The sequence below is a fragment of the Parasphingomonas caseinilytica genome, assembly GCF_036663755.1.
Classification (GTDB): Bacteria; Pseudomonadota; Alphaproteobacteria; order Sphingomonadales; family Sphingomonadaceae; genus Sphingomonas.
Genome location: NZ_JAXOJL010000001.1, coordinates 191,257 through 206,884, shown reverse-complemented (window position 1 = coordinate 206,884; position 15,628 = coordinate 191,257). Strand labels below are relative to the sequence as shown.

Annotated in this window: 13 protein-coding genes and 1 tRNA gene; 9 read left to right on the top strand and 5 right to left on the bottom strand. The window is 64.4% G+C overall.

What is annotated here, in order from left to right; all coding sequences use genetic code 11:
* The first annotated feature begins 56 nt into the window (after positions 1-56).
* The 9 genes from U1738_RS00850 (at position 57) to U1738_RS00810 (ending at position 9,712) form a co-directional block, all read left to right on the top strand.
* A complete protein-coding gene (locus U1738_RS00850) occupies positions 57-1,103 on the top strand; it encodes a rod shape-determining protein (protein ID WP_055779595.1) in 1,047 nt (348 codons plus the stop codon).
* Positions 1,104-1,208: 105 nt separating this feature from the next.
* On the top strand, positions 1,209-2,123 hold the full coding sequence (gene mreC / locus U1738_RS00845; protein ID WP_332787146.1) for a rod shape-determining protein MreC: 915 nt from the start codon (positions 1,209-1,211) through the stop codon (positions 2,121-2,123).
* Positions 2,120-2,644, top strand: coding sequence for a rod shape-determining protein MreD (mreD, locus tag U1738_RS00840; protein ID WP_332787145.1), 525 nt, complete (start codon positions 2,120-2,122; stop codon positions 2,642-2,644). The genes mreC and mreD overlap by 4 nt, the downstream gene beginning before the upstream one ends.
* Before the next feature lie 8 nt (positions 2,645-2,652).
* On the top strand, positions 2,653-4,728 hold the full coding sequence (gene mrdA, locus U1738_RS00835) for a penicillin-binding protein 2 (RefSeq protein ID WP_332787144.1): 2,076 nt from the start codon (positions 2,653-2,655) through the stop codon (positions 4,726-4,728).
* Complete coding sequence (gene rodA / locus U1738_RS00830; RefSeq protein ID WP_332787143.1) at positions 4,725-5,837, top strand: rod shape-determining protein RodA; 1,113 nt, start codon at positions 4,725-4,727, stop codon at positions 5,835-5,837. Before mrdA ends, rodA begins: the two co-directional genes overlap by 4 nt.
* Positions 5,838-5,955: 118 nt before the next feature.
* Positions 5,956-6,031 (top strand) — tRNA-Lys (locus tag U1738_RS00825).
* Between the two features lie 301 nt (positions 6,032-6,332).
* On the top strand, positions 6,333-6,953 hold the full coding sequence (locus tag U1738_RS00820) for a DsbA family protein (RefSeq protein WP_332787142.1): 621 nt from the start codon (positions 6,333-6,335) through the stop codon (positions 6,951-6,953).
* Positions 6,954-7,348: 395 nt separating this feature from the next.
* Positions 7,349-7,918 (top strand): PEPxxWA-CTERM sorting domain-containing protein, encoded by a 570-nt coding sequence (locus U1738_RS00815; RefSeq protein WP_332787141.1) that lies wholly within the window; start codon positions 7,349-7,351, stop codon positions 7,916-7,918.
* An 81-nt stretch (positions 7,919-7,999) separates the two neighbouring features.
* Complete coding sequence (locus U1738_RS00810) at positions 8,000-9,712, top strand: tetratricopeptide repeat-containing sulfotransferase family protein (protein WP_332787140.1); 1,713 nt, start codon at positions 8,000-8,002, stop codon at positions 9,710-9,712.
* A 33-nt stretch (positions 9,713-9,745) separates the two neighbouring features.
* Here U1738_RS00810 and U1738_RS00805 read toward each other — a convergent pair whose 3' ends face one another.
* From U1738_RS00805 to U1738_RS00785, 5 genes are read right to left on the bottom strand one after another with little or no spacing between them, the layout of a single operon-like run.
* Positions 9,746-11,017, bottom strand: coding sequence for an adenosylmethionine--8-amino-7-oxononanoate transaminase (locus tag U1738_RS00805; RefSeq protein ID WP_332787139.1), 1,272 nt, complete (start codon positions 11,015-11,017; stop codon positions 9,746-9,748).
* Positions 11,014-11,643, bottom strand: a complete 630-nt coding sequence (bioD, locus tag U1738_RS00800; protein ID WP_332787138.1) for a dethiobiotin synthase — start codon at positions 11,641-11,643, stop codon at positions 11,014-11,016. The genes U1738_RS00805 and bioD overlap by 4 nt, the downstream gene beginning before the upstream one ends.
* Positions 11,640-12,764: an 8-amino-7-oxononanoate synthase gene (locus U1738_RS00795; RefSeq protein WP_332787137.1), complete on the bottom strand. Its 1,125-nt coding sequence runs from the start codon at positions 12,762-12,764 to the stop codon at positions 11,640-11,642. The genes bioD and U1738_RS00795 overlap by 4 nt, the downstream gene beginning before the upstream one ends.
* Positions 12,765-12,815: 51 nt before the next feature.
* Entirely contained in the window at positions 12,816-14,405 is a 1,590-nt protein-coding gene (locus tag U1738_RS00790) for a family 43 glycosylhydrolase (RefSeq protein WP_332787136.1), read from the bottom strand.
* Positions 14,402-15,625 (bottom strand): DUF885 family protein, encoded by a 1,224-nt coding sequence (locus tag U1738_RS00785; protein ID WP_332787135.1) that lies wholly within the window; start codon positions 15,623-15,625, stop codon positions 14,402-14,404. Before U1738_RS00785 ends, U1738_RS00790 begins: the two co-directional genes overlap by 4 nt.
* Positions 15,626-15,628 lie beyond the last annotated feature (3 nt).

Genomic DNA, 15,628 nt, shown 5'->3' with positions numbered 1-15,628 from the left:
GATGATGACGCGCACCGCCGGCCCCGTGCACGGGGCGGCCAATAACGGAACGATACATGGCTTTCTTCTCGCGCCTGTTCAGACTGATGTCGCACGACATGGCGATCGATCTCGGCACCGCGAACACCGTGGTCTATCTGCGCGGGCGCGGCATCGTGCTGAACGAGCCGTCGGTCGTCGCGATCGAAACGATCAACGGCGTCAAGAAGGTCAAGGCGGTCGGCGAAGACGCCAAGCTGATGATGGGCAAGACGCCCGACAGCATCCAGGCGATCCGCCCGCTTCGCGACGGCGTGATCGCCGATATCGACGTGGCCGAACAGATGATCGGCCACTTCATCCGCAAGGTGCATGGCGGCAAGAAGCCGTTCCTGCGCTGGCCCCAGATCGTGATCTGCGTGCCTTCCGGCTCCACCTCGGTCGAGCGCCGCGCGATTCGCGATGCCGCGTCCAACGCCGGTGCGTCGCAGGTGTGGCTGATCGAGGAACCGATGGCCGCCGCGATCGGTGCCGACATGCCCGTGACCGAACCGATCGGTTCGATGGTCGTGGATATCGGCGGCGGCACGACCGAAGTCGCCGTCCTGTCGCTGCGTGGTCTTGCCTACACCACGTCGGTACGTGTCGGTGGCGACAAGATGGACGAGGCGATCGTTTCCTATGTCCGCCGCAATCACAATCTGCTGATCGGCGATTCGACTGCCGAGCGGATCAAGCAAGAAGTCGGCGTGGCGAAGCCCCCGGCGGACGGCATCGGCCTGACGATCCACGTCAAGGGTCGCGATCTGGTCAACGGCGTCCCGAAGGAAATCCAGATCAACCAAGGCCAGATCGCCGAAGCGCTGAGCGAGCCGGTCGGCGCGATCGTCGAAGGCGTGCGCATCGCGCTGGAAAACACCGCACCGGAACTGGCTGCCGATATCGTCGATCAGGGCATCGTCCTGACCGGCGGCGGCGCGCTGCTCAGCGGCATCGACGAAGTGTTGCGCGACGAAACCGGGCTGCCGGTGACGATCGCCGACGATCCGTTGATCTGCGTCGCTCTGGGCACCGGTCGCGCGCTCGAGGATCCGATGTTCCGCGGCGTGCTGCACAGCGCCTGAAGCCCCGGTTTCGGCCGCGCCGCGTCGCTGCTAGACTGACACATGGTGCCGAGGCATCGCACCCTGCACGGTCACTGGCGGCCGGGCGGCAGATGAAGGGATAGAATGGCGCCGTCTCGCAACCGGCGCCCGGGGTTTTCGCGGCGGGCGCAATACGGTCTGTTCCTGGGATATGTCATCGCGATCGCCGGGGCGATTGTCGCGGCGGTCCTGCTTGCCCTTGCGACGCTCAACCCGCCGGCCTTCGCCGCGCTGCGCGCGTCGATCGCGGAGATCACTACGCCTATCTCCTCCGGCATCGCCGGCATCGGCCGCGGCATCACCGCGATCCCCGAGGAGATTTCGGAGCATTTCTACACCGTCGACAAGAATGCCGAACTCCGTCGTGAATTGAAGGACGTGCAGGCATTGTTGCTGCGCGCCCGCACGCTATCGCGCGACAATCGCCGCCTGAACGCCCTGTTACAGATCCGCGAGCGCATCGCCGTGCCCGTCGTCGCGGCACGTCTGGTCAGTTCCTCGGCGTCCAGCACGCGGCGCACCGCCACGCTGAACGCCGGATCGTGGCAGGGCGTGAAGGAAGGCCAGCCGGTGCGCGGGCCGGATGGTTTGATCGGTCGTATTCTGGAGACCGGGCCGAATACCGCGCGCGTGCTGCTGATCACAGATGCCGACAGCCGCGTACCGGTGCGCCGTACCCGCGACGGTCTGGTCGCTTTGGCCAACGGGCGCGGCGATGGATTGCTGCAGATCAATGCTGGCACCTTGTCGAACGTCTCGCTCGCGCCTGGCGATGTGTTCGTGACATCGGGCAATGGCGGCATCTACGCCCCCGGCATCCCGGTCGCGAGGGTGATAGAACGCGGGCAGGACAGCGCCCTCGCCCGCAGCTTCGCCCGCCCCGACACACTGGATTTCGCGCTCGTGCAGGAAATTTTCCTGCCCCCACCGCCGCCGGCTCCGGTCCCTGCCCCCAGCCCGACTGCGAAGCCTAAACCCAAACCTGCGGCAGACGAATGAAGCGACCGCAACCACAGCCGCGGCGCGGCCCGTTCGATCCCGCGCCGGCCGGGAAATTGTCGCGCGCCCTGCCCGCCTTGACGGTGATGCTCGGATCGTTGGTGACGATCTGGCCGTTCATCGCCACCGTGCCCGTACTGCCGCCGCTCGGCCTGCTGATGTTGCTCGGCTGGCGTTTGATGCGCTCGGATAATTTCCATATCTGGGCGGCCCTGCCGCTCGGCCTGTTCGACGATCTGCTGAGCGGTCAACCGCTCGGCAGCGCGATGCTGCTCTGGACGCTCTGCTTCTTCGCCATCGACCTGATCGAACAACGCCTGGTGTTCCGCGACTTCTGGCAGGATTGGCTGATCGCGTCGGGCGCGATCGCCTTCTGCCTGATCGCCGGGCGGTTGTTCGCCACGCCGATTGTCGCGCATGTCGACACCGTGCTCTTGATGCAGGCGGTCATCTCGATCATGCTCTTCCCAGTCGTGGCGCGCCTGTGCGCTTGGCTTGATGGGAAGCGCGAGAGCGCATAGACCGGCCCATGCGGAGCGCCACCGAACAATCGCAATCCTACAGCTTCTCGCGCCGCGCGGTCATGCTCGGTGTCGGACAAGGCGCGGTCGGGTTGATGCTGGCCGGGCGCATGGCGTGGCTGTCGATCGCCGAGAACGAACATTATCAGGCGATGTCGGAGAGCAACCGCGTCAACATGACGCTGGTGCCGCCCCGGCGCGGCTGGATCGTTGATCGACACGGTGCGCCGATCGCCAACAACCGCACCGATTTCCGCGTCGACATCATCAAGGATCGGCTGGAGGACAAGGATCGCGTTCTCGCCCTGTTGGGGAAGATCCTCGGTCTGCCGCCGGAAGATATCGAGCGCATCGATACCGACCTGAAGCACGCCGCCGGGTTCCAACCGGTGCAGGTGATCGAAAACCTCGATTGGGAGCGCTTCGCGGCGGTCAGCGTGCGCCTGCCCGAACTGCCCGGCGTCGCGCCGACGCGCGGTTTCTCGCGCAACTATCCCGCCGGCCCGGCCGTCGCGCATCTGACTGGCTATGTCGGCGCGGCGTCCGCCGATCAGTATCGCAAGACCAAGGATCCGCTGATGGTCACGCCGGGCTTCAAGCTCGGCAAGGATGGCCTGGAAAAGACGCTGGAAGCATCGCTGCGCGGCAAGGCCGGGGCGAAGCGCGTCGAGGTCACCGCGCGCGGCAAGCTGGTGAAGGAATTGGAGACGCGCCCCGACGTGCCGGGCAAGACCGCGCGACTGACGATCGACGCGGGTTTGCAGGAATATGCCGCCCGGCGCCTCGGCACCAACAGCGGCTCGGCGGTGATGATCGATTGCGACAGCGGCGACATCCTCGCGATGGTGTCGATGCCCGCCTACGACCCCAACGTATTCTCGGACGGGATCAGCCATCTCGAATGGAAGATGCTCTCCGACAACGATCACGTGCCGTTGATGAACAAAACGCTGCAGGGCCTCTATCCCCCCGGCTCGACGGTCAAGCCGATGAACGCCCTGGCCTTGCTCCATGCCGGGGTCGATCCGCACGCGCGGGTCAATTGCAGCGGCGCGATGCGCTTGGGCACCGGCGTGTTCCATTGCCACAAGCGTGGCGGGCACGGCGCGCTCGATATGAAGAACGCGGTGATGCAGAGCTGCGACATCTATTTCTACGAAATGGCCCGGCGCGTCGGTTACGACACGATCGCGCCGATCGCGCGCACGCTCGGCCTCGGGCAGAAATACGATCTGCCGTTCGGATCTCAGCGTTACGGCACGGTGCCCGATGCCGCGTGGAAGCAGAAGAAATACAAGACGTCCTGGACCGTCGCGGATTCGCTCAACGCCTCGATCGGTCAGGGCTACGTACTCGCCAATCCGTTCCAGCTCGCGATGATGGCGGCGCGGATCGGGTCGGGCAAGAATCTGAAGCCGCGTCTGGTGATCGATGGCCCTGCCCCGGTCGCCGAGCCCCTGCCCTTTTCGGCGGAGCATCTCGCGATCGTGCGCGATGCGATGTTCGGCGTGGTCAATCAGGGTGGCACCGGCGGCCGTGCGCGCCTGCTCGTGCCCGGCGTCGCGATGGCGGCGAAGACCGGTACAGCTCAGGTCCGCCGCATCACCATGGCCGAACGCGCCGGCGGCGTGCTGAAGAACGGCCAATTGCCCTTCAAGATGCGCGATCACGCCTTGCTCGTCTGCTTCGCGCCGGCCGACAAGCCGAAATACGCATTGGGCATCGTGCTGGAGCATAACGGCCATACCGTCGCCAATCTCGATACGCCGCTCACCGGGCGGGACATCATGACCTATATGTTCGATCGCGAGATGGCGCTGAAATCGCTTGCCGAGTTCGAGCCGACCTGGGGCGGAGACATCACTACGCGTAATGCAGCCGAAGCCGCCGCCTACCGCGCCGCCGCCTCCGCGCCGCCGCCAGCGGTCGGCGCCGCGACAGAGCAGGACGCCGCCGCCGCCACCGACGCACCCGCCGTGGAAGCCGCCACCGCGGCTGCCAACGCCACCGCCGAAGCGCAGGCGCACGATACCGCGACCGGCAACGGCGTCGCGCAGACCACCGGATCGCCGGAACCACAATGAGCACCCGCAACTTCGTCCCCGCTCCGCTGGCTCAACTACCCTGGAAGATCATCCTCCTCGTGTGTGCGATCGGCGCCTTCGGCCTCGTCGTGCTGTATTCGGCGGCGGGCGGCAGTTGGCAGCCTTGGGCGCTCAATCAGGGCGTGCGGTTCGCCGTATTGCTTTCGGGCGCGATCCTGCTGTCCCGCGTGCGCGAATCCTTCTGGGGTAGCGCCGCCCTCCCGGTCTACGGCGTCCTGGTCTTTTCGCTCATCGCGGTGGAGCTGCTAGGCGCAGTCAGGGGCGGCAGCCAGCGGTGGCTCGATCTCGGCGTGATCCGCCTGCAGCCGTCCGAATTCATGAAGCCGTTCATCGTGTTGGCCTGCGCCAAATTCTACGATCTGCTGCCACCAGGTGAAACCCGCAAATTCAGCGCGATCTGGCCCGCCGCGTTGCTCATCCTGATCCCGGCAGCATTGATCATCAAGCAGCCAGATCTCGGCACCGCGCTTATGGTCATGGCCGGCGGAGTGACAGTTGTGTTCCTCGCGGGAGTACCGCTACGCCTGTTCGTCGGTGGCGCGCTGGCGCTCGGCGCGCTGGTGCCGGTCGCGTTCAACTACGTGCTGCACGATTATCAACGTCACCGCATCCTGATCTTCATGGATCCGGAAAGCGACCCGCTCGGCACAGGCTATCACATCAGCCAGTCCAAGATCGCGATCGGGTCCGGCGGCATTTTCGGCAAGGGCTTCCTCAACGGCACGCAGAGTCACCTCGATTATCTACCCGAAGGCCACACCGACTTCGCGCTCGCGACGATGATGGAGGAATGGGGCCTGCTCGGTGGCGTGCTCGTGATCGCGGCCTTCCTGACGATCATCTTCTGGGGTGCAAACGTGGCGCTGAATGCCCAGACCCGTTTTGCCCGTCTTGCCGCCGCCGGCCTGTCGGCAACGATCTTTTTCTATGTCGCGATCAACATGTCGATGGTGATGGGCCTCGCGCCGGTGGTCGGCATCCCCCTGCCCTTCATCAGCTATGGCAGCTCCGCGCAGCTCACGGTGCTGCTGTGCCTCGGCATCCTGATGTCGATCGACCGCCAAAATCGCCAGACCAACCGCTGGTAACGAAAAGCGCGGTCAAACCGGCAAAAAGAGGTTGCATTCTCCGCGAGCGATGCTAGTTCGCGCCCTCCCCGAACGCGGTGGTGCCCTCCAAAGCGCCACAAGACACCGCACCGGATACGGACGCATAGCTCAGTTGGTAGAGCAGCTGACTCTTAATCAGCGGGTCCTTGGTTCGAGCCCAAGTGCGTCCACCATCTATTTCACAACAGCTTGCTACATCTTAATCCGTCGTCGTCGGTTGCCAAGTCGATCGCATCCAGCGGCATCTGCTCTCCCCTGAATAGGACCATCCTTCTAGCGGGCGCGCGTCAACTTAGGCCAGCTTCTAAATAAAGCTCCTGCGAAGTTGGTAAATATGGTCTAGCTGCGATGATTAGGGACATACCAAGACAAGAATGGACTGCGGCACGTACGGTATGTCGTGCCATGCGAAGCGGAAGGCTACCGGGCACTCTATAGATGAAAGCGTCCTGGTCCGTCCGACACATGCTCGTTTTGGCGATCCTGGTTCTGCTCGGTCTCGGGATTGGAAGTGTGTTGCGGCGCTCGGTGCCGGTCGGCCGTGATCTGGGTGCGAACGAGACCGTGAAGAGCCTCCTGAACGATCGAGTTTCACCCTCTCGATCGTCGCCCGAACCGACGCTGACGCTTGTGGTTTTCACCGATTATCAATGCCCGGCTTGCAAGCTGGCCGATCCGGCGATGGCCGCCGCCATCGTGGAGGATGGCCATATTCGCGTGGTTTATAAGGATTGGCCTATTTTCGGCGCGCCGTCGGAGCGGGCGGCGCGTGTGGCCATCGCGGCTGACCGGCAGGGCATCTATCCCAGGCTCCATTCTTGCCTGATGTCGGAGCGCCGCCGGCTCGACGATACGATCCTGCGCGAATGCGTAAAGCGATCGGGAGGTGACTGGCTGAAAGTGCAAAGTGATTTGCAAGCACATGCCTTTGAGATCGAACGGCAGCTAAGCTCAACGCGACGTGCAGCCTTCGGTCTGGGCTTTCCCGGAACGCCTGCGTTTCTGGCCGGGACAGTCGTCGCGCTGGGCGCTTTGAATCAGAGCGAGTTCGAGAGGCTCTTCGCGCAGGGGCGCCAGGCAGCTATCCATGAATAGAAATACTGCCAAATGCTGCCAGCATGCTTCGGCGCACCGACATCTTGTTGTCCGTTCAGACAATCCGCACGATAATACTCTCCCCTGCGTCGTCCGTTGGACGACTGCGGACTGCCATGCGCTGTTGCCTGCCAAAGGCGGCTGACCATCTACGGCAAACCCACGAACTCGTTAATAAAAAGTGTAAATATATATTACACTTTTTCGTTAACGCGACTTTTTTTGAGCGTAATCTTAGGAAATCCGCCACTGGCATGCTTATTGCTGAAGTAGCGCTGGGAGCGCGCAAGGGGCGTGCGTAAAACGGGGATCCTGAAATGAAAATGATTACGAAGAGCCTTTTGGCCGCAACTGCGCTTATCACGCTTCCGTCTGTAGCTCAGGCTGCTGTGGTAGTGACGAACGTGAGCATTTCGGTGCCGAACAATATCGACGGTGTGTACATCAACGTCATCACCGGCGCGACCGGCACGTCCTCCACCACCGTTCCGGGCTATGATTTGAACCCGTACAACAACGGCGCTGGCTTGACGTTCTTCTCGGCCGCTTCCCCCGGCGGCACGGTTGCCAACGGAACGACATCGGGCACTTCGGCTGCGCTGGATCTCTCCGCCGGTTTCGTGATCGGCGCAACCAGCACCTTCGTGACTGGCCAGGCAGTCGGGACGGCCTTCCAGGTCGGCGGCAGCCACATCGTAGGTTTCAAGTTCGTCAATGAAGCTACCGGCGCAGTCAATTACGGCTATGCCCGCATCACGACGGCGACCGGCACCGGCACGGGCCTGGGCTTCCCGGCGACGATCACGCAGCTGGTCTATGAGAATACGGGCGCTTCGCTCACCGTGGCTGCCGCCGGTGGCGCGGTTCCCGAGCCGGCAACCTGGGGCATGATGATCCTCGGCTTCGGCATGATCGGTGCGGCTGCGCGCAAGCGTAGCGTCAAGACGACGGTCAAGTTCGCCTAATTTCGCTTCGTCACGCGATCGGAAAGCCGCTGGTCGAAAGGCTGGCGGCTTTTTGCTGTCTATCGTTTAAAGGCCTAGCGCATGGAAAAATCGACCGTTTCAGGCCAGGCGTTGCCACCGCTCGATACGACAGCACACTGGTATCGCCGCGCCACCAAGCTGCTGGCCAAGGGTGATCGCAAGGGCGCTGCCAAGGCGTTCCAGCGTTATTTGTCGGAACCGCTGACGGAGCCTCTGTTGCGCGCCGCGCAGGCGTCGATCGCGCGAAGGGATTTCGCCTCGGCCGAATTCATGCTCGGCCAGCACCTCGCCAGCGATCCGGACGATCCCGCGGCGCTGCACCTGCTGGGCCAGGCGGCCTTGGCGATCGGTAAGTTCGGACCGGCGGAAGTATCGTTACGGCGCCTGCTCGAGATCGTGCCGGCATTTGCGGAAGCACGCTATCGTCTCGCCTCGGCGTGCCTGTCGCAGGGGAAGTACGATCAGGCGCTGACCGAGACGGATCATTTGCTGCGCGCGGCACCGCGCCACTTGGAGTATCTCCGCATGCGCTCGGCCGCATTGGTCGGCCGGGGTGACGTCGCCGACGCCGTAGCGATTAACGCGGCGCTGGTTCGGGCACATCCGGGATGTGCCGATGTGTTGCTGACCTACGGCAATACGCTGCGCCCGCTGCGTCGCGCGGAAGATGCCGCCGCCGCCTATCGTAGAGTCATCGCGCTGACGCCGCATAAGGGCGAGGCGTGGTGGCAGCTCGCCAATCTCAAGATCGGCGCGCTGGATGACCAAGACATCGGGACGATCCGCGCGCTCCTCGCCTCGGATGCGCCTTCGGGCGAAGATCGGTGCAACCTGAATTTCGCGCTGGCGCGGGCGCTTGAGGATCGCGGGGATTATGGAACCGCCATGCAGGCCTATCGCGTCGCGAACAGCGATCGCTTGCGCGTCCAGCCCGAGGTGCCGGACATTACCGGCTCCGAACTGGTCGATCGCGCCATCGCCCTGTTCACGCCCGAGTTTCTGGCGCGGCATGGGGGCGTGGGCGATCCGTCACGCGCGCCGATCTTCATTCTCGGCATGCCGCGCAGCGGATCGACGCTCGTGGAACAGATCCTGTCGGCGCACCCGCTGATTGAGGGTACTCAGGAATTGCCCGAACTCGGCCTGATCGCGCGCAGCCTCGATCCTGTCGGTCAGCCGGGCGCCCCCGCTTATCCCCAAAGCCTTGCCGATTGCGGGCCGGATCGGCTCCGCGCGCTCGGGGCTGACTATCTGACCGGCGTTGCCGCCAAACGCCGCACGGATCGCCCGCATTTCCTCGACAAGCAATGGTCCAACTGGCTGCATATCGGATTGATCCAACTGATTCTGCCCAATGCGCGGATCATCGATACGCGCCGCGATCCGCTGGCCTGCTGCCTGTCGATGTTCCGCCAGCATTTCGCACGGGGTGCGTCGTTCACTTACGCCGTCGACAGCCTCGCCGACGTCTATCGCTCCTATGATCGCATGATCGCGCATTTCGAAGCGCTTCGTCCGGGGCGGATCAAGCGCATCCAACTCGCCGATCTGATCGACGACACTGAAGCGACGGTGCGCGACCTCCTTGATCATTTAGACCTGCCGTTCGCCCCCGAATGCCTGCGCTTTCACGAATCCGATCGGCCGGTGTTCACGCCAAGCGCGGAGCAGGTGCGCAAGCCGATCAATCGCGACGCCGAAACGCTGCTCGCGGGATTCGCCCCGTACGTAGATGATCTGCGCGCTGCGTTGGGGGATCTCGTCGCGGCGTAATTCGTGCAAGTTCTGCGCGAAACGCTGCCGGCTTTAGCCGGGGTCCGAAAGACCAATCTCTTCGGCAGCTTCCGCGATGCCTTCGTAAAGACGATCAAGATCGGCGGCGTCGATGCAATATGGCGGCATGACGTAGATCGTATTGCCGAGTGGACGCAGTAACAGGTCGCGTGCCTGGAATTGCGCCAGCAGACGTGGCCCGAGCTGCGAAAGATAGCCGCTGCCTTTCGGATCGACCAGATTGATCGCGGTGATCGTGCCGATCGCGCGGGGTTGTACGACACCGGGAAGCTTTGCGAGCATCGCCAGCTGTCGCGCCTGTCGCGCCGCCAAATAGGCGATTCGACCCAAAACCGGTTCCTCGCGCCAGATCGCGAGGTTGGCATTGGCCGCGGCGCAGGCGATCGGATTGGCGGTGTAGCTGGATGAGTGGAAGAACATCCGGGCGCGATCGTCGGAAAGATGCGCAGCGTAGATTTCCTCGCTCGCCATCGTCACTGCAAGCGGTACAGCCCCGCCGGTCAACCCTTTCGACAGGCACAGGATGTCCGGCACGATGTCCGCCTGCTCGCATGCCAGCAATGTGCCGGTCCGGCCCCAGCCGGTCATAACCTCGTCGGCGATGAACAGCACGCCGTGGCGCGCACAGATCGCACGCATCTCGGCGAGCACCCAGGCGGGGTAGATCAGCATCCCGCCGGCACCGAGGATCAGCGGCTCGACGATCAACGCCGCCGGCGCATCGCGGCATGCCGCCTCAAGCGCGTCCAGCGTCGCCTGTTCCCGGCCCATCACCGGGAACGGCAAGGTACCGACGTCGAACAGCAATGGTGCATAGCTGGCGTTGAATGCGCCACGCGCGCCGACCGACATCGCGCCGATCGTATCGCCATGATAGCTATGCTCCATCACCAGGATGCGATGGCGCGGTTCGCCGCGATTGGCCCAGAAACCGAGCGCCATCTTCAGCGCGACCTCGACGCTGGTCGATCCCGAATCCGAAAAGAATATGCGGGTGAGCGCGGGTGGCATGATCGCCGCCAGTCCGCGCGCCAGTGTCTCGGCCGGTTCGTGCGTCCATCCGGCGAAGATGATCTGGTCGAGCTTTCCGGCCTGTTCGGCGATCGCGGCCATGATACGCGGATGACAATGGCCGTGCGTCGTGACCCACCAGGACGATATGCCGTCGATGATGCGCCGCCCGTCATCGGTGTAAAGCGCAGCCCCTTCGGCATGCGTAACCAGCGGGATCGGTTCGCCCAGCCCGTGCTGCGTGAAGGGATGCCAGATCGGCGAGTGCGTCATCGGAAATCATCCAGGTCGAAACACGCAACGAACGTCGCGGCGAGCGTATTCGCATCGAGGGGATCGATAAACGGTAAGCGGCCGAGCCGCTTCACGCCCCCTAGCCGAACGATCGTCGCTTCGCTGTCCGGTTGCTTTTCGCCGACGAACGCGATGCCAAGGATCGGCACGGCGCGATGCCGCAGCGCTTCGATCGAAAGCAGACTGTGGTTGATCGTGCCGAGCGACGTGCGCGCGACGAGCACCACCGGGCACGCCCAACGCGCGAACAGATCGGCGAACAGCAGGTCCGGCGTGATCGGCACCAGCACGCCGCCTGCGCCCTCGACGATCAGCGGGCCGTAGACTAGGGGCAGCGCCAGCCGATCCGAATCGATCGTCACGCCGTCGATCTCCGCCGCGCGGTGTGGCGAACATGGCGTGGTCAGGCGATAGGCTTCGGGTAGGATGCGGTCGGCCGGCAAGTCCGAAAGCGAGGCGACGCTGTCGGAATCGCCACGCGGCTCCAACCCCGCCTGAACCGGCTTCCAATATTGTGCGCCAAGCGCTCCGGCGAGCGCGGCGGCGAACACGGTCTTGCCGACATCGGTGTCGGTGCCGGTGACCACGATCGTCGGCGCGCTCATCGCGGCAGCGCCATGATCGCATCGGCAAAGGCGGCGATGTCGGCTTCGGTGACGTTCAACGTCAGGGAGATACGCAACCTCGCGGTGCCGGGCGGCACGGTCGGCGGGCGGATACCGCGCACGTCGAACCCGGCGGCTTGCAGCGCGGCCGCCATGCGCATCGTCGCAGCGTCCTCACCGATCGGCAGCGGGAGGATCTGCGACCCGGTCGGGGCCACGCCGCATGCACCAAGCGCGCGTTCAGCAAAGTCGATCAGTGCTTTCAACCTGATGCGGCGTTCCGGCTCGTCGGCCAGGATGTTCAAGCTCGCGCGTACTGCGCTGGCGATCAGCGGGGACGGCGCGGTCGAGAAGATGAAGCCGCGCCCGCGATTAACGAGAAAGTCCCGAGCCGTGCGCGGCCCGCAGAGGAGGGCCCCTTCACAACCCAACGCCTTGCCGCAGGTACGCAACGTGATCACATCCTCGCGCCCTTCGAAATCGGCCGCAAGACCGCGCCCGCGATCGCCGAACACGCCGGTCGCATGGGCTTCGTCGATCAGCACCATTGCGTCGTGTCGCTCCGCCACCGCCATGACGTCGGCGAGCGGCGCCCGGTCGCCATCCATGCTGTACAGGCTTTCGACCGCGATCCATGACCGCCCGGTGGCTCCACCGTGCCGCCACGTCTTAATCGCATCATCGATTGCATCGGGATCGTTATGCCGCGCTGCCACGTGCGCGGCACGGCCGAGACGCATGCCTTCATGAGCGCTGGCATGGACCAGTTCATCATGGATCACGAGATCGCCACGCTGCGGCAAGGTCGAAAACAGCGCACTGTTGGCGGCATATCCGCTCGAAAAGAACAGCGCCGATTGGCTGCCGAAGAACGTAGCAGCCTCGGTTTCGAGGGCCTCATGCTCCGGATCGTTGCCGCGCAACAAGCGCGACCCGCCGGACCCGATCGGCACGCCGCGCGCCAAAGCTTCTTGGACAGCTACGCGGAGACGCGGCGCATTGGCCAAGCCGAGATAGTCGTTGGAAGCGAAATCCATCCCGCTGCGGGGTTGCAATCGGCGCAGGCGCCCGCTGCCATCCAGCGCATTCAGATCATCGGCATGGGCCTGCAACATCGTCATGGCGCGCCGTATAACGAAGCCGACCAGCAACGCTACGCGCCATAACTCCGATCACATCGCGCGAAATTCGAAATTGGCGAAGCGCGCGGTGCCGGCACCAGCGGAATACAAGCCCGGGCGAAGCATCAGGAAGCCGCCACGAACATTGTGGTGATAACCGGAAACTTCCATCCCGCGATCGAAGCGCTGCCACGTCTTGCCGCCATCGCCGCTGGTGTCGAATGTCACGATATGGCGATCGTTGGTCACGCGGATGCGCATTGCGCTGCCATGGGGATTGGCGGGCCGGCCGCGCTCCATGCCGTATTGGTGCGTGACGAAACGGGTCGCGTCGAAGCCCAGCCCGCAATAAAGTTTGTCGTCATAGAACAGGATCAGCCCGGCGGTGCCGCCGGGGTCGATCTCCACATCGCATTCGAAGCGATAGGCTGGGTCGCCGGCGATCAGCATCAGCGGCGATGAGTCGCATGGCGCGCCGCCGGATGCCTTCAGGTGCAAGCGATTGTCCTGAACGCTGGCACGCGCCGTCTCGGTCGGTCCGGGACGAAAGAAGCTCCATTTTGTGCCCAGCGCTAGCGTGTCGAACCGGTCCGACAGGGCGATGCCGGATGCCCCGCCTGCCCCACCGCGCGGCTTGGGCAGCGGGCGCGACAGGTCTCCGCCCGCCATCCTGAACCAACCGTCCGGCGTCCATTCCACCGGATCGAGCAAGGCTTGTCGCCCGAGCGTCAGGAAGCCCGCTTCGTAGCCATGATACACCGCCCACCAATCGCCCGCCGGCCCCTCGATGAGAGAAGCGTGCCCACGCGACCACCAGCGTTCGTTGGCGTCCTTGGTCCGTACTAGCGGGTTCGCCGGGCAATCCTGCCACGGGCCATGGATCGATCGCGATCGCGCGGCGATCACCATATGGCCGGTTGGCGGCCCGGCTGTCCCACCCACGGCGGTGATAAGATAGAACCAGCCGCCATGCGCGACGATCTTCGGTCCCTCAGGCGAAAAGCCCTCGACCACCCAATCGGCAGGATAGCGCCAAGGCTCGTAGACATGCTCGACCGCGCCGACCGTCGACAGGCCATCGGCGGACAGGCGGATGCGATCGCCGCCCGACAGGAACAGCCAGCGCGATCCATCTTCCCCCACCGCGTGACATGGGTCGATATGCTTGTGCAGCCCCAGATCGACGGGCTCGCTCCACGGCCCCTCGATCCGATCGGCATGAATTACCCAGATCGAATTCGGATCGCTCTTAGTGGGGATGTACAGGAAATATCGCCCGCCATGCTTCGCCAGCGACACGGCCCAGACCGACCCGATGTTCCGCGTGAGCGTCGCGCCGATCGGCCGCCAATTCACCAGATCCCGCGAATGCCAGATGACCAGCCCGGGATAGGAATCGAAGCTGGAGAAGGTCATGTAATAGTCCGCGCCGTCCTTCAGGATGGCCGGATCGGGCCGGTCGCCGGAGACGATCGGATTAAGGAAGCGGCCATCGCCGAGATCGGCGATACGCTGATTGTCCGGCCCGCGCCGCCACGGCGTCTCGACTGGCGGCTGTGGGTCGGCCGTTGCGCCGCCGGGCAACAAGAGCGCCGCACCGCTGCCCGCGACGCCAAAAATCTCGCGTCTCGTGATGCTCATCTCGATGCTTCCTTGTGCATGATGCGGCGTAGTTCGTCGTTGCGCATCCGGCCGTGCGCGAGCGCGATGCGATGCGCCTTGATGCTGTCGATCCGCGCCAGATCGGCGATCGTCAGCCATGCCAGCGCTTCGGCGACGCGCACCGCCGGCTCGGCCGCGATGCGGGCCAGATCGGTATTGAACGGCGCGAAATAAGCCGGCTCTCCCTGCCATGCGACCAGTTGCTCGCGTGCACGTTCGATCGACCAGCCCGACAGGTGGATGCGCAGATCGGCCAGCGCCCTGCCGATCCGGAACAACATCCAGTGGAGATGCCCGATCATGCCCATCGCATCGTCGACAAAGGCTCCGCGATCGGCGGCGAACTGCTCGGCATGGATTGCCCAGCCTTCCGCAAATCCAGGCGCATATTTAAGCCTCAGCGGGTGCGGCGCGGCAATCGCCTCGGTCGGCATCTGCACCATGTGCCCGGGCAGAAGTTCGTGATGCACCACCCCGGTGAGTGTCCAGGACGGGCGGCGGCGAATGTCCTTCAGATCGACCGTGTAGTTGCCCTGCACGCCAGCGGTCGGCAGATCGCGATAGCCGCCCCTTCCCGCTGCCGCATCGGCGGCGGACATCCGATGGACACCCACATTGAGACAGCGTGGGGCTAGGCCGGGGAAAGCGGCGATGGTCAGATGGCGGGCCGACACCAGCGCGCGGTTCATATCGGCGACCGCACGGTTCCGGCCTGCATCGTCGTCGGCGTACAGCCAGCGGGGATCGCGCCACAATGTCGTGAAGCGCGCGCCGACCGTGCCGCTTGCGAGCCCCAGCGTCTTCAGCCGCCGATCGGCCTCCGCCAGAAGCGCGCGACACTCATGCTCCAGCCGTTCCAGCGCCTCGGCCGGATCGGTATCGTCGCCGGTAATCCGTCGCAGCAACAGGCCATAGCGTGCCGGGCTCATGGCCCCTTTCGGGTCGGGAAAACGCCGCGCCAATTCGGCGTCGATGACCAACCCAGCGCGGACGGTGCGCAGGTCAAGCCGGGACGAAGGCGACAGCCCGGACTCGGGAAACCGCCGCACTTCTGCCAGTCGATCCGCCCCACCAGCGACGGCATCCAGCAAGGCCCGCAATGCATCATCGGCACTAGACGCGGCGCGTGCCGGCGCCGCAACGCACAACCTCGCCAGCCCACCGACGATCACCGCGCGACGCGAAAGTCGCGCCGTCATCGC

What these genes read in the sequence shown, in the direction of transcription:
- U1738_RS00850 (WP_055779595.1), top strand. Translation starts at nt 57, where the DNA reads ATGGCTTTCTTCTCGCGCCTGTTCAGACTGATGTCGCACGACATGGCG.
- mreC (WP_332787146.1), top strand. Translation starts at nt 1,209, where the DNA reads ATGGCGCCGTCTCGCAACCGGCGCCCGGGGTTTTCGCGGCGGGCGCAA.
- mreD (WP_332787145.1), top strand. Translation starts at nt 2,120, where the DNA reads ATGAAGCGACCGCAACCACAGCCGCGGCGCGGCCCGTTCGATCCCGCG.
- mrdA (WP_332787144.1), top strand. Translation starts at nt 2,653, where the DNA reads ATGCGGAGCGCCACCGAACAATCGCAATCCTACAGCTTCTCGCGCCGC.
- rodA (WP_332787143.1), top strand. Translation starts at nt 4,725, where the DNA reads ATGAGCACCCGCAACTTCGTCCCCGCTCCGCTGGCTCAACTACCCTGG.
- U1738_RS00810 (WP_332787140.1), top strand. Translation starts at nt 8,000, where the DNA reads ATGGAAAAATCGACCGTTTCAGGCCAGGCGTTGCCACCGCTCGATACG.
- U1738_RS00805 (WP_332787139.1), bottom strand. Translation starts at nt 11,017, where the DNA reads ATGACGCACTCGCCGATCTGGCATCCCTTCACGCAGCACGGGCTGGGC.
- bioD (WP_332787138.1), bottom strand. Translation starts at nt 11,643, where the DNA reads ATGAGCGCGCCGACGATCGTGGTCACCGGCACCGACACCGATGTCGGC.
- U1738_RS00795 (WP_332787137.1), bottom strand. Translation starts at nt 12,764, where the DNA reads ATGACGATGTTGCAGGCCCATGCCGATGATCTGAATGCGCTGGATGGC.
- U1738_RS00790 (WP_332787136.1), bottom strand. Translation starts at nt 14,405, where the DNA reads ATGAGCATCACGAGACGCGAGATTTTTGGCGTCGCGGGCAGCGGTGCG.
- U1738_RS00785 (WP_332787135.1), bottom strand. Translation starts at nt 15,625, where the DNA reads ATGACGGCGCGACTTTCGCGTCGCGCGGTGATCGTCGGTGGGCTGGCG.